Source organism: Bifidobacterium sp. B4081 (assembly GCF_026537335.1).
Classification (GTDB): Bacteria; Actinomycetota; Actinomycetes; order Actinomycetales; family Bifidobacteriaceae; genus Bombiscardovia.
Genome location: NZ_JAFNMM010000002.1, coordinates 166272 through 180733, shown reverse-complemented (window position 1 = coordinate 180733; position 14462 = coordinate 166272). Strand labels below are relative to the sequence as shown.

Below are 14462 nucleotides of genomic sequence, written 5' to 3'. Positions count from 1 at the left end.
GCCTATCCCTATAGCCTTCAGAATTTTCTGATGGGCATCAGCCTCATTCTGCAGTGATCTGCCCGCCGAACAGCTCGTCAATCATGCCCCGGCAACTCAGGCCCTGATCCAGCACATGGCTCATGGCCGTAGCCAGCGGGGTCGCCACCTTGTAGCGCTTGCCCAGGGCGACGACAGCATCGGTGGTAGGCACGCCCTCGGCAACACCCTTGCTGACGCGAGTGGCTTCCTCAATGCTTTTGCCCTGGCCCAGATTAAAGCCGAAAGTGTAGTTCCTGCTCAGGGACGACCCACAGGTGGCCACCAGGTCGCCGACTCCTGCAAGACCTGCAAAAGTCTTGGACTTGGCACCGCAGGCCTCTCCTAAGGCAGTGAGTTCAGCCAGCCCCCTGGCCTGGATCATGGCGGCCGTGTTCTCCCCGAATCCAGCCCCCCGTGACATCCCCACGGCCAGCGCAGTGACGTTCTTCAGTGACCCGCACATTTCGAGGCCGATCACATCGTCCGAGACGAAGGCCTTGAAATAGTCGGTCGTGCAGGCACGGGCTACTCTCATAGCGGTATCGGCATCAGCGCTGGCAACCACGGTGGCGCTCGGTTCGCGGGCTGCCACCTCCTTGCTTAGGTTGGGGCCGGATACGGCCGCAAACCTGACTGGGGCCAGGTCCAGCGTCTGGCAGACCACCTGATCCATCCGCCTGTCAGTGCCCCGCTCAATCCCCTTCATCAAAGAAACTGCAATGGCATCATGGCCCAACAGACCCTTGAATTCCGTCAAGGCCTCACAGGCGTGCTGAGCTGCTATGGCCACGACCACGATTTCTGCCCCCGAGACAGCCTCGGCCCGGTCACCCTCAGCGTGGATGGCCTCGGGAAGCCTCTTCACATTCGGCAGACGGCGAGCATTCGAATGTTGACTGTTGATTTCGTCCACGACATCCGGGGCGACATCCCACATGACCACCTGATTGCCTGAGTCAGCCAACACTTGGGCAAAAGCGGTTCCCCATGCGCCTGCTCCCAATACCGCGATCTTCGTCATCATTCTCCTTTGCATAATGCCGTGCGCACGGGAACGCCGACTAGCAGCCTTATTCTTGTCCCTACCATCCTATGACACCACCGCCAGACAGGAGGAATTAGAGGTGGGTTCCGGCCTTATTGCTCGCTTCTGGGCCGACGGGTCATGGTCAAGTAGTCGAAGTAACCAGCCTTTGGGGGTTCTTCGCCACGAATCTCGGCCATGACCTCCTCCATACGGTTGCGCAGGCGAACACAGAAGGCATGCACGGACTGCTTGGGGGGTTCCGCACCCCACTGATCCATATCTTCAAGCAGGTCGGAATAGTCAAGGAGCCGGTCATAGCACATGACCACGTTCTTGCGAGGCCAGGGCCACTTGTGATTGATCGAAGCCGCCCCCCAGGTGATGCTGGGATACAGAGGAACCATGCGACCCAGCTGCCGCGAGGCCTCCAGAGCGATGAATCCGACCCCGGGCTTGAGCGACATGGGCCACTTCAGGGGGTCACGGGTCACGGTTCCCTCCGGCCAGATGGTCAGTGGCCTGCCGGAGGTGATGATGCCGATCGACTCCTCCTCAATCGACCTGGCCTTGCCGGACTTGCGTTCCACCGGCTGCATACCCACCATGCGGAACCAGCTGCCAATCATGGGCCAATGGGCCATCTCGGCCTTGGCCATGTAGCGTGGACGACGCCCCTGGTGGAAGAGGGCCATCATGGGAATGAAAACATCGAACTGGGTCACATGGGTGGCTGCGGTGATAAAAGGCCCGGTCTGCGGCACCCGCTCCAGCCCCCAGGCATAGACCCGGCAGGAGTCACGCACCACTTGGGAGACCCCGCGCAGTAGACGGGTGGTCCCCACGGGGTGTTGACCGTCTATCTCGTCCAGGGCCGGCGTGCGGTGTCCAGTGGGATAGTAGCGGGTCGGATCCACCAGCCTGTGCCTTTGGGCCAGCAGGGCCACCTGCTGGTCGGACAAGGAAGGCACCGCAGACCGGGGGGAGGGTTTGCCTTTGGAAGCCATCTATGATGCCTGCCGGATCAGTCGATCTGTGCGTCCAGGGCCAGCAGCTTGTCGCGGAAGTCCTCGTAGCCACGGTCGATCAGGGAGATGCCGTGGACGGTGGAGGGGCCGGAAGCTGTCAGTGCGGCGATCAGGTGACTGAAACCGCCACGCAGGTCGGGCACATCGATGTCCTGGCCGGTCAGCGGGGTGGGCCCGAAGATGACAGCCGAGTGGTTGAAGTTGCGCTGCTGGAAGCGGCAGGGCAGGGACCCCAGGCACTCCTTGTAGAGTTGGATGGTAGCGCCCATCTGAATCAGCGGCTTAGTGAAGCCGAAACGATTCTCATAGACGGTCTCGTGAACGATGGAAAGACCCTTGGCCTGGGTCAGAGCGACCACCAGGGGCTGCTGCCAGTCGGTCATGAACCCGGGGTGCACGTCGGTCTCGATGGCCACGGGCCGCAGGTCGCCGCCCGGATGCCAGAAGCGGATGCCGTCGTCGCGTACATCGAACTGGCCGCCTATCTTGCGGAAGACGTTCAAGTAAGTCATCATGTCAGGCTGGTGGGCGCCCTCGACCATGATGTCGCCATGGGTGGCCAAAGCGGCAGAGGCCCAGGAGGCAGCTTCGATCCGGTCGGGCAGGGAAGTATGGGTGAAGCCCTTCAGGGAGGGCACCCCCTCGATGCGGATGGTCCGGTCCACGTCCACGGAGATCTGCGCGCCCATCTTCTGCAGGACCGCCACCAAGTCCATGATTTCGGGTTCGGTCGCAGCCCCTGACAGCTCGGTGCGGCCCTCGGCAAGAACGGCCGCCAGCAGGGTCTGTTCCGTGGCGCCCACAGAAGGGTAAGGCAGGTGGATTTTGGCCCCATGCAGACCATCGGGCGCAGTGATGTGGATGCCGGCCTCATGCTCCTTGTCAACATCGGCCCCTAGCTTACGCAGGGTTTCCAGATGGAAATCAATGGGCCGGCTGCCGATGCGGCAACCGCCCAAGGCGGGGATGAAGGCCTCCCCCATCCGATGCAGAAGCGGACCCGAGAAGAGTATGGGGATTCGGGAGGAGCCGGACAGGGTGTCTACGTCGGCCACGTCGGCCAGCTCCACATGGCTGGCATCGATGGTGACCACGCCCTCCTGCGGGCGGACATCCACCTTGACCCCGTGCAGCCTCAGCAAATCCGAAACGACCTGGACATCACGGATCTCAGGCACATTCTTGAGTACCGAGACACCAGGAGCCAAAAGGGCGGCCACCATAGCCTTGCTGACGAAGTTCTTGGCCCCGCGGACCTGTATGGTGCCATGCAGGGGTCTGCCGCCCACCACATGCAGCACATCATTCTGTGTATTCACCTTGGGCATTTATCGGCTTCTTTCTCGTATCCGCTCAGAGCCGGGCTTTGGCGCGTCATCGGCCCCTATTTGCAAGTCTGCCACAGGGGGTGTGGGGACACCGTGAATTGTCGCCTCAGGCATAGAGCATCCACCCAGTCAGATACTGGTCAGGCGCCGGCTGAAACGAAGGGGACCAGCATCGTGAAGCCCATGATCAGCAGCAGCATGATAAAGAACGGGCAGGCCCAGGCACCATAGACGTTCGTATAGGTGCGGTTTTCCCGCAGAAAAGCGACAATCCGATGACGGCCCAGATAAAGGACCAGGACGGCTGCCAGCATGCCTGCCAGCATCATGAGCACGTTTATGTAGGAGGACATATTGTCGCTCATAAAGCCGAGAAGGAGTTCCAACCCGTCGCTGACGACCAGGTTGTTGAACACATGCAGAGCCATGGACCAGAAGATGGAGTATTCGCAGGCCAGATAGCCCAAGAGCAGACCCATAATGAAAGCGAAGAACCCCTGGCCAAGATCGCCATGGAAGAAGCCGAACATAACGGCGGAGGTGACGATGGCGAAGACATGGCCATAGGGCTTCAGCGCGTGCAGGATGGCCCCTCTGAAGACCAGTTCCTCGATGACGGGAGCCAGCAGGCTGACGTAAATAAACATGGGAATGGTACCCGAAGCCTGCTGGATCTGCTCAGTGGTGGTCCAGGACTGCTGCACTCCCAACCGCGCCGTGGTCCAGTCCATACCTGACTGATACCAGTCAGCCAGGGTCTGCCCAGTCAGCGTCAGCGCAAAGCACCCCAGCAGAACCTGCCAGGTCATGCGATGCAGATCCGTGTGGAAAATGCCCAGAGGGCCTGAATCGCAAATCTGCCGACGTCGTGTGAAGACCAGGAAGCAGAGGCCTGTGCAGGCGGCGATCAGATTGATGGTGCCGCCATACTCCTTGTCGGCATGTCTCGTCACATATACAAATCCCGAGTGAGCAGGCACTGGATCAAACACGGCATTCCACTCCATCTGAGCCAGAACACCGAACAGAAGGCCGACGCTGCTGATGATAAGCAGGTAGACCAGCAGCAGGGCCGCTTGACGGTTGAGCATGCCCCTGGCCGCGCTCATCCATGCGCGACCCGCTGTGCCTCGTCTGGGCTTCTGAGTCTGCCCGGTCCCTGACGCGTCGGCTGCCGTCGCTGTCTGCCCCATGTCACCATGCCCTTTCATGATCCTCCGCAGGTTTGGCCGTTCAGCACCGACCTCCAGCTGGTCCAAGTCTACGCCACCAGCGGCGGCACCTATGCATCATGCTCTAGAGCAGGCCGGGCACGAACTTGAAGATTGCCAGCAGCAGGCAGAGCAGCAAATAGAGCAGGAACCAGGGCTGCCTCCAGGACGCATAGGTCCCCCTAGGGGCTCGATAGCGCCGCCGGTAATCCAAGAGACTGGCGCGGTGCAGGAAGAACATGAGCAACCCAGCCAGCATCAAGACCAGAGCCACTGCCAAAACCAGCAGACGGGCAGTTCGCGAGGCGCTCATCAGATAACGGTTGGGCAGACCGCTGAAGAGCAGATCGCCGACCACACGGGCTCCGATGGCCCAGATCAGACCATACTCCAGGGAGCAGTATCCCAATGCCAGCCCCAGCAGGAAGATCCAAAGCCCAGAGACCGGATCACACTGCAGCAGGGCGCAAAGCAGGGATGAGGTCAGAATGGCAAAGACCCGGCCAAACCGACGCAGTCCGTTGAGGATGATGCCGCGGAAAACCAGCTCCTCAGCCAAGGGAACCGCCAGGAGGGCATACAGGGCCATCATCGGTGAGGACGTGCCTGTGACCAGCAGGCTGCGCGAGGCCAAGGAGGGGATGTGCAGAAGCAGACAGAAGTGGTTGAAGAACTTGTTCAGTTCATGGACCATCCCCTGGCCGAGCAGGAGAACTGCTATAAGAGCCAGCAGAGCCGCCAGCGTCATTCTTCTATCTGTGCGCCAATGGACGGCGTCCTCTCTTCGCCGATCCTCACCTCGAATAACGCTCCACTCTGAAATGCAGGCATAGGTCAGCGCCAGCAGGGCCGACAGGAGGGTAATTCCATCGGATAGGAAGGCTATGGACCCGGGGTCTTTGACCTGTTCCATGATGGCAGGCAGAATCATCCCCGAACCGACCATGAGCACCAGAACGGATATGGCCAGGTAGACGAAAGCGAAGGCGGCCTGCCCGTTGACGGCATGAAGAACCCCCGAACTGGCTGTGTAGGCGGTGGACTTTTGGGCAGCGGGCTTAGCCGTCTGCGATTCTGCCCGACCTTGGGATTGGGCCGCAACTGCAGCAGCTGGCTTGGCAGCATCAAGTTCACTTGGAACAGCAATCGGCTGTGAACCGACCGGCACCGGACGGCTTGCGCCTGCGACGGGTGCTGCCGAAGCATTGGAAACGCCCCTGGGGGCTGTCGGCTCGACTGAAGGACGGGTGCGGTTACGAGCAGATCGCCGCTTGGACGGCCGACGGGCTTCCCCACCCTTTTCATGGCCTCTGGCGGGAAGGCCGAGATGAAGACCCCCGAAACGCTTGCGAAAACCATGCGAAGAGCCGGACGGCTTGGTTGCGTCCGTCGCGGCATCCTCGGTCTCAGCCGACTCGGCCTTGGCAGCCACGGCAGCTGCAGCAGCCTCGGCAGCCTTGGCAGCAAGAGCTACCGAAGCACCCGGAGAGGATGCGGACGTCGGCGAAGATGCAAACTGGACGACCGACTGCGTCCCTGGAGCTGCGTTCACAGCCTCAGAAGTTCCGGAGGGAGCAGACTGAACGGCAATGCCTTCTTGGCCGGTCTGCATGGGCTGACCGACACGATCCTTCTGCGCGAGCGCAGTCCCCTGTCCGTCAATAGCCTTTGACGAAACGACCCGACCACCGGAGCCGTTACCGGCGACTGCAGTAGGCTGGACAACTACCCGTGGAGTCGAACAGACCCGACGCCCATGATGATCGGCTTCGCTGACCGCGGATCGTGTACCAGCATCATTCTCCGCTGGAGCCGACGAACCAGTGACCAGGGAATCCCAGTCCGCATCCGAGCGACGGACAACGACTGGTCGGTCGGCGAATACCACGGAAGTTGCAGGTGCAGAGACCTCCGAACCCGGTTTCGCAGACATCGGATCCTCAGAACCAGAGGCCGATGGCGTTCCGGCCGTGGTCACCGATTTGGGTTCAGCTGTATCGACTGAAGAAGGAGCGGGAGCAGAAGCTTTTGAAGACTCCTGCTCAGCCTTGGAAGGTGCCAGAGCAGATGAATTGACGGCATTGGCAGATGACGCAGGAACGGATGAAGTCTTTGCCACGAAAGCTGCAGGTTTGCCTGCACGAGTGCTTGCGGAGGGCTTACGACGCTTGGGCATATTCCAAGAGAAGACCGGACCTTTGTTCGTCTCGGGCTTGGTCCAGGACCAGACGACCTCGACCGCAGGCTGCTCCTGCTGTGCCGGGGTCTCTTTGGCCGTCCCGGTGGCCCTGGAAGCCTCCAGCTCTCGGCGAACCATCACGCGCCGCGGGGACGGCTCCTGGCTAGAATCCTTCCCGCCGTGCCCATCAGCTGGCAGGCCTGTCGGAGGAAACGCGGGAACTTCCGGTTGACTGGCCATGGTGACCGAGTTCAAAAAATTATAGGATCCGGGAAGCACCGAAGGTCGTTCACCGACTGGCAGGGCACCCTTGTGCCCCTTGCCACCGGCTCCTTCATCACCCAGAACCGCCGTCTTCCTATGAGCTATCCGCCCCGGGTAGGCCAATCCATCATCCACGGCCTCCCCCGGCAGGCTCAAGGGTGGCAGGTCGACGGATCCTTCCTCATAATCCCAGTGGCGTGCGTAGTCCTTGCTGGCACTGTGGGTTGCGGTCATGAGGGCAATAGAGGAGCGCGACACTTTCCAGCGCCCCTGATCGCTTTGGGCATTGGCAGACTCGCTGCCGCTGCTGCGATCCTCATCATCCCTCATCCGTCGATGATCCTTCCCCTTCATGCACTACCGTACGGCCGTCAAGGACGTCCAGCGACACGAACCTTTCCCCGTCTTCTTATCTTGACACCGCATATCCGAGTCTAGCCCGACCCCGCCCTTCCCTCGACAGAACCCCGACAACGGGCCGGCATTATCGACTGCCCGGTCAAACCAGCCCCGGCACGAATTCGCTCAGGGCCATCAGCAGGCATGCCAGGCAGAAGAGCAGGAACCAGGGCGCCTTCCAGGAAGCGTATATCCCCTTGGGAGCGCGATTGCTGCGGCAGTAATCACGGAGAGCCCTAATCTTGAACAGCAGTCCGACGACTCCGGTCAGCAACACCAGGATCATGAGCAGACCTAGGCCGATGCGAACCACCTCGGGTGCCAGGGACATGTACTTGGCCAGCAGACCTGAAGAGAAGGCATTGTTGAGCATGTGCACCAGCAGGGACCAGACCAGCCCGTACTCCATGGCCAGATAGCCCAGAACCAAGCCGGAGACGAAACCGAACAGACCCTGAACCAAGGAACCATGCATGAAGCCGAAAAGCAGAGAAGAGGTAATAATGGCAAATACTCGACCAAAGCGGCGCAGGCCGTTCATGATGACCCCACGAAAGACCAGCTCCTCGGCAAAGGGCCCCAAAAGAATGCCATAGAAGAGCATGATCGGCGTATCCATGCCCCCGTCGTCAGACGCGGTCGGCGGATGCAGACCAGTACCGGAGAGAATGGCACTTAGTCCGGAGTTAGCCGCCCCGGCCACAAGCTGACTGAGGAAGAAGCAGGCCAGGGCGATGATCAACGCCAGCAGGCTGAATCTGCGCGCAGTGACCCAACGCACCTGGTCCTGGCCATGCCGTTCATGGCCTACGATGACCGGCCATTGACTGATCAAGGCAAACAGCAGGGCCAGCACCACGGAGATAACCACTGTCCAGTCCGACAAAGGACCGTTGTACTGCTCCTTGGAAGCGTGTGGGAAGAGAGCAGGCAGAACCACCTTGCCTCCCAGAAGGCCTGCCAGAGTCTCAATGGCCACATAAATGAAAGCAAAAGCACTTAGGGCATTCACTGCCTGTCTGACGCCCCAGTTGTGCACATCGCCGCTGCTGTGCCTCATGATAATCGCCCCTCTTTGTTTGCCAGCCGGTCACAGTCGACCAATGACTGGCACATTCCATGGTAGGCGAAGAGGGAGCGAATGACTTTCATATAAAGGCGCTCGGCCCGTCGGTCAGATGATGCCGCGGTCAGCCAGGGGACCAGGCCAGTCGATTTGACTCTCCCTGGCTGAAGTGACTGGCTCTTCGGGCATGTGCCGGGCCGGCAGGGTACGCGGCTTGAAGGGGAATCGCTCAGCCCGCATGCGCTCATAGGCACGGATGTCATCCTCGTGCTGCAGGGTCAGATCGATGTCGTCGTAGCCGTTCATGAGCCGCCATCGCACATAGTCGTCCACCTGGAAGGGCAGGGTCACATCCGCGCAGGTAACCGTGCGAGCGCCCAGGTCCACGGTCATCTCGGCGCCGGGGTCCTCCTCCAGGAGCTTCCAGAGCAACTCCACTGATTCCTGGGGCATGATGGCGGCCAGGACCCCGTTCTTGGCGGTGTTCCCATAGAAGATGTCAGCAAAACGGGGGGCGATGACCACGCGGAAGCCATAGTCCCGCAGAGCCCAGACCGCATGCTCGCGCGAGGATCCGATGCCGAAATCCGGCCCGGCCACCAGGATGCGGGCACCCGAATATTCGGGCCTGTTGAGTATGAAATTCGGATCCCTTCGCCAGGCGTAGAAGAGCGCATCTTCGAAGCCGGTCTTCTGCACCCGCTTCAGGAACACGGCGGGGATGATCTGATCAGTGTCGACGTTGGAGCGGCGCAAGGGCACCCCTACCCCGGTTACAACGGAAAGTGGCTCCATGATAACCTCCTGCCTTCTGGATGGCGATGACGATGGCGAACGATTGATGACTTACAGATCGGCCGGGGAGCAGATGGTTCCCTTGATGGCCGTCGCAGCAGCCACCTCGGGCGAGGCCAGATGCGTCCTGCCGCCCTTGCCCTGACGACCCTGGAAGTTGCGGTTGGATGTGGAAATGGAACGCTCCCCCGGCACCAGCTGGTCGGGATTCATTCCCAGGCACATGGAGCAGCCGGCGTTGCGCCATTCGGCTCCGAAGTCCTCGAAGATGCGGTCCAGCCCCTCCTTCTCGGCCTGAATGCGAACTCGCGAAGAGGCCGGCACCACCAGGACGCGATGGAGGTTCTTGGCCTTGTGATGCCCCTTCATAATGGCCGCTGCCGCGCGAAGATCCTCGATGCGTCCGTTGGTGCAGGAGCCAATAAACACGGTGTCCACGGCGATGTCCCGGATGGGCATCCCCGGCTTCAGCCCCATGTAGTCGATGGCCTCCTGGGCCGCCTGGCGCTTAGCCGGGTCGGCGATCTTTTCTGGCACAGGCACATCAGCTGCGATGGGCAGGCCCTGTCCGGGGTTGGTGCCCCAGGTCACGTAGGGGGTCAGCTGGTCGGCATCCAGGATGACCTCCTTGTCGAAGGCTGCATCCGGATCGGTGGGCAGAGTCCGCCAGTAGTCCAGGGCCTGATCCCACATGGCCCCCTTGGGGGCGTGCGGCCGACCCTCCAAGTAGGCGAAAGTGGTCTCGTCGGGTGCGATCATCCCAGCCCTCGCTCCGGCCTCTATGGACATGTTGCAGATGGTCATGCGCGCATCCATAGACATACGCCGAATGGCGTCACCCCGATATTCCAGAACGTGCCCTTGGCCGCCGCCAGTGCCGATCCTGGCTATGACTGCCAGGATGACATCCTTGGCGCTCACGCCCGGCTTGAGCTGGCCGCGGACGGTGATGGCCATGGTCTTGAAAGGCTTCAGACTCAGGGTCTGGGTGGCCAGAACATGCTCCACCTCGGAGGTTCCGACGCCGAAGGCCAAAGCCCCAAAGGCCCCGTGGGTCGAGGTATGCGAATCGCCGCAGACGATGGTCATGCCGGGCTGGGTCAACCCCAGAAGGGGTGCAAAGGCATGGACGATGCCCTGGTCCGCATCTCCCAATGGATGCAGGCGGACCCCGAACTCGCGACAGTTGCGCTCCAAGGTGGAGATCTGCAAAGCCGAGACCCCGTCGGCGATGGGCCGATCGATGTCGATGGTAGGGGTGTTGTGGTCCTCGGTGGCTATGACCTGGTCCAAGTGGCGGATCTTCCGGCCTGCCAGACGCAGTCCCTCGAAGGCCTGTGGACTGGTCACCTCATGCATGAGCTGCAGATCGATGTAGATCAGATCGGGCTCGCCTCCCTGGCCCTTCCTGACCAAATGGTCAGCCCAGACCTTTTCCGCCATTGTGCGTCCCATATCGCCTCCTACAAGCCTGCACCGGCCAGGGCGCCAACCTCGCCGGCTCCCCGTCGGCCTCTCATCACCGAGTATGGAACTGCCCAACGATTATGAACTTTTGCATTTCATATACTGAGATGGCATAATTCAACCATGGACACACCTTCTAAGAACGACGACAGATTTCCTTCGGCGAATGATCAGAACCTGCATCAGGAGGAGATTCATTCGGGCGTCGGCGTTCTGGACAAGACGGTGCGGATTCTGGATACTTTGGAGACCGGACCCATGACCCTGGGCCAGCTGGTCAACGCGACCGGATTGGCCCGACCCACGGCCCACCGACTGGCCATCGCCTTGGAGCGCCACCGTTTCGTGCTGCGGGACGCGCATGGCCGCTTTGTCCTGGGCTCCCGCTTCGCCGAGCTGGCCGCTGCCGCCGGCGAAGACCGCCTGCTGACCGCCTCAGGGCCCATCCTGCATACACTGCTTACCCGTTCGGGCGAGTCGGCGCAGATTTTCCGCCGCCAAGGCGAGGTCCGGATCTGCATCGCCGCAGTGGAACGCGCCTCCGGCCTGCGTGACTCCATCCCCGTAGGCGCTCTGCTGTCCATGGAGGCCGGGTCGGCTGCACAGATTCTGCTGGCTTGGGAGGAGCCCGAGCGCCTTCATCAGGGTCTGAGGCATGCCAAGTTCAACACGTCCACATTGGCCACGGTCCGCAAGCGCGGCTGGGCCGAGTCCATCAATGAGCGAGAAGAGGGGGTATGCTCCATTTCGGCCCCAATCCGCAACGGATCCGGACAAGTCATGGCAGCCATATCCATCTCCGGGCCTGTCAACCGCATGTCCACCACGCCGGGAAGGCGATACGCCCCTCTGGTCATGGCCGCTGGCAAATACCTGACCGAAGCCCTGCTGCGAGCCTCATCCCCCGCCCATCACAGGGTCTGAGCGGATTTCTGGCTCTTCACGGCCGCCTGGTGGAGCGCCAAGAGGCAATCAGCCCCGCCAGGGCCGTCAGGCCACCTGCCAGGAATCCGGGCCGACGCAGCAGATTGACCGCATCCCCAGTAGAGGTAGGCACATGGCTCATGGCGAAGGTATAGACCTTGTGGGATCCGGGCCGTCCCACCAATTGGCCGAATTCCAGGAGCTGGGTGCGCGGATTATGGGGATGGCGAATGTCGAACTCGAAGAGCCGTGCCGCCCGCTTGCCGGGCACCGGTCCATAGGAGCCAAATCCGCATGTGGGCGTTGCCCCCAGAGTCAGGTCACCACTGCGTCCGACGAAGCCATTGCGATGGTCATGCCCGGCGAAGAGAGCAAAGTAGCCGCCGTCGCGGGTCAGCAGGTCATACTCCCCGCTGTCCTCGTCCGGACAGGAGACGCCCTCGCCCAGATAGGAGCCCGGGCAGGTGCGCGATTCATCCAGGATGTAGCAATGGGAGTCGAAGCTTCGGTAGCCTTGGACCGCATAAGCCGTAGTGGCCGGCACTGGCTTAAGCAGATCATAGAACTGGGGAATTGGCATGTGCTGGAACACCATGGATCGGTTGCCTAAGAGATCCGGGACGGCCGCCAGGAAGTCCAGGGCCTGGGCCGAAGGCGGGCCATAGCCGCCGGAGCGGGCATAGTCGCCGGAGTCCAGCAGGACCAGGCCCATGACCACCCCCTGACCGTCGCAATCCGCCACTGGCAGGGCGAAAGTGCCTGGGGCACAGACGAAGGCCGTTTGGGAGGGCAGGGCCGACCCGATCAACGCGTGGACCCGATCCGGATGGGCGACCGTAGCCTCTGGGTTCAGACAACCGGGCACTTCCCGGTAGATGGCATCCATCTGATCGGTGTCTAGACCGCACTGGAAGTCGTGATTGCCGTAGGTAACGACGAAGGGAATCCCCCGTTCTACCAGCGGGCCGGTGATCAGACCGACGGTTCTACGGACCAGGTCCTCGGTGTGCTTGATATTCTGCCGACGTACAGGCTCGGCACCCCTACCGGACTCTCCATGCTCCGATCCCCGGCGGCCCGCAGCCGCTTGGCCATTCTGGGGCTTGGAGGAGCGCCTCAGCGAGGCTCCCCCCAGTCCCAGGGCGCCGCCCATGCTCAGACCTGCTGAGTAGATGCCATCCAGAGGAGTACTCCAACGCCTCTTGCGGAAGGTGTGCTCGTAGGCCGTGTCGTAACCGGCCACCTGGTTGCCCGAGAAGACCACCAGATCAGGCCTGGCTGCATCACATGCCGCGCCTATCAGCCTGATCGTGTCCGTAGAGACCTTGGGGCCCTCCTGGACATCGGCCAATTGCAAAAGTCTGAACTTGCCCGAGTGATGGAACTGAAGTCGCCCTAACCGGGCCGAAACGGACAGCGGTCGATCATGCCCTGCCTCGCCGCCTTGTGGGCAGGCCTGATACGCGTGGTAATGCTGACTCATATATCCCAGCCTACTTCACCTGGCTTCGGCCCTCGCCCGATCTGTGCAACCACTTCCCAGAAATGGCCCGTGAAGATGGCATCCTTCGTCCTAGGTCGGAGGATTGCCGCAGCGCGGTGGCAGAATGGTGTGAGATTGGCCACATTGGCCACAGCGGCAGCCAGGACCGGGCCAATGATCTCCGGGCATGGTCTTGTACTTGGTATATTGAATATGTTGCGGTTCTCAACAAGCGAGAGGGAGCATACCTCCATGGCAGAAGGACAAGGGCTCCTGTTGCGCAAGGATCTTGAGCGGGTCGTCGACCGCCTGCACCAAGAGCGCACCCATGTGGCTCCCTATCAGGAGGATTACCGTCGACTGCTAGACAACCACGGCAAGATGATCCGAGCCGCTATGGTGGTCCTCTTTGCCCGAGCCGGCACCAGCACTGAAGGACTGGTGGACGACACTGTCATCACCGGCGCAGCCGCCATCGAGATGCTCCATCTGGCCACGCTGGTTCACGACGACGTTCTGGACAGTGCCCCCATCCGCCGCAACAAGCCTACGGTCCACACCATCCGAGGCAACAAGGCCGCCATCTATCTGGGAGATCTGATCCTCTCGCGCTACATGGAGATCATGGCCTCCATAGCCCCTGATACAGCCTTTATCAGGGAGCAGGCCGGCACAGTCTGCGAAATTGTAGGCGGGGAGCTTTATCAGGAGTCCGACCGCCACCACACCCAGATAACCATAGACGACTACGACCGAGCCATCTCCGGCAAAACGGCGGCCCTCTTCCGCCTGGCCTGCCTGACCGGGATCCGCCTCGACGGCCAGCCAACCGACCCGGCACTGGAACGGACTGCCCGAAACTTCGGCAGTAATCTGGGTATGGCCTTCCAAATCATCGACGACATCAATGATTTTGATCTGGATCACGACACCGGCAAGCCCAAGCTGGAGGATATCCGCGATGGGATCTACACTCTGCCGGTTCTGCTGGGATTCCATGAGGATGAAAACTTCAGAACACTGGTCCAGCAAGACGATCCTGTCCAGGTGGTCGCCTACTTCAGAAGCCATCCCCACCTGATGGAGAGCAGTCGGCAAACCGCCAGGGACTATCTGCGGCGTGCTGTAGACAGTCTGGAGGATTCCCCCGTGGCCAAAGGCGTACGCGACCTGCTTCAGGGCATGGCAACTACGATAACCGCTCAGATCTGACCGAATCGGCACTACCAAACGAGAGGGAGCGAAGCCGGTCGGATATCATGCATATGCGGAG

Annotated in this window: 11 protein-coding genes; 2 read left to right on the top strand and 9 right to left on the bottom strand. The window is 61.2% G+C overall.

The features are described 5' to 3' along the window. Positions 1–43: 43 nt before the first annotated feature. The 8 genes from J3T92_RS06405 to leuC all read right to left on the bottom strand — a co-directional run bounded on the left by J3T92_RS06405 (position 44) and on the right by leuC (position 10770). Positions 44–1042 carry an NAD(P)H-dependent glycerol-3-phosphate dehydrogenase gene (locus J3T92_RS06405; RefSeq protein WP_220237352.1) on the bottom strand — a complete coding sequence of 333 codons (999 nt, stop codon included), beginning with the start codon at positions 1040–1042 and terminating at the stop codon, positions 44–46. A 116-nt stretch (positions 1043–1158) separates the two neighbouring features. Beyond that, complete coding sequence (locus tag J3T92_RS06400) at positions 1159–2052, bottom strand: lysophospholipid acyltransferase family protein (RefSeq protein ID WP_220236835.1); 894 nt, start codon at positions 2050–2052, stop codon at positions 1159–1161. A 17-nt stretch (positions 2053–2069) separates the two neighbouring features. After that, positions 2070–3401, bottom strand: a complete 1332-nt coding sequence (gene murA / locus J3T92_RS06395; protein WP_220236834.1) for a UDP-N-acetylglucosamine 1-carboxyvinyltransferase — start codon at positions 3399–3401, stop codon at positions 2070–2072. A 140-nt stretch (positions 3402–3541) separates the two neighbouring features. After that, the gene (locus J3T92_RS06390; protein WP_267400554.1) at positions 3542–4594 is read right to left on the bottom strand and encodes a CPBP family intramembrane glutamic endopeptidase; all 1053 of its coding nucleotides are present in this window, start codon (positions 4592–4594) and stop codon (positions 3542–3544) included. Between the two features lie 103 nt (positions 4595–4697). Next, a complete protein-coding gene (locus J3T92_RS06385) occupies positions 4698–7385 on the bottom strand; it encodes a type II CAAX prenyl endopeptidase Rce1 family protein (protein ID WP_267400552.1) in 2688 nt (895 codons plus the stop codon). A gap of 169 nt (positions 7386–7554) precedes the next feature. Next, the gene (locus J3T92_RS06380) at positions 7555–8514 is read right to left on the bottom strand and encodes a CPBP family intramembrane glutamic endopeptidase (protein WP_267400550.1); all 960 of its coding nucleotides are present in this window, start codon (positions 8512–8514) and stop codon (positions 7555–7557) included. Between the two features lie 114 nt (positions 8515–8628). Beyond that, entirely contained in the window at positions 8629–9315 is a 687-nt protein-coding gene (gene leuD, locus J3T92_RS06375; RefSeq protein ID WP_220236830.1) for a 3-isopropylmalate dehydratase small subunit, read from the bottom strand. A gap of 51 nt (positions 9316–9366) precedes the next feature. Continuing rightward, positions 9367–10770: a 3-isopropylmalate dehydratase large subunit gene (leuC, locus tag J3T92_RS06370; protein ID WP_267400548.1), complete on the bottom strand. Its 1404-nt coding sequence runs from the start codon at positions 10768–10770 to the stop codon at positions 9367–9369. Between the two features lie 135 nt (positions 10771–10905). Here leuC and J3T92_RS06365 point away from each other — a divergent pair, with 135 nt between their 5' ends. Further along, the gene (locus J3T92_RS06365) at positions 10906–11706 is read left to right on the top strand and encodes an IclR family transcriptional regulator (protein ID WP_267400547.1); all 801 of its coding nucleotides are present in this window, start codon (positions 10906–10908) and stop codon (positions 11704–11706) included. 16 nt (positions 11707–11722) lie between these two features. Here J3T92_RS06365 and J3T92_RS06360 read toward each other — a convergent pair whose 3' ends face one another. Further along, on the bottom strand, positions 11723–13189 hold the full coding sequence (locus J3T92_RS06360; protein WP_267400546.1) for a serine/threonine protein phosphatase: 1467 nt from the start codon (positions 13187–13189) through the stop codon (positions 11723–11725). 252 nt (positions 13190–13441) lie between these two features. On the opposite strand from J3T92_RS06360, the gene J3T92_RS06355 reads away from it, so the two are divergent. Next, a complete protein-coding gene (locus J3T92_RS06355) occupies positions 13442–14401 on the top strand; it encodes a polyprenyl synthetase family protein (RefSeq protein ID WP_267400545.1) in 960 nt (319 codons plus the stop codon). Positions 14402–14462: the final 61 nt, after the last annotated feature.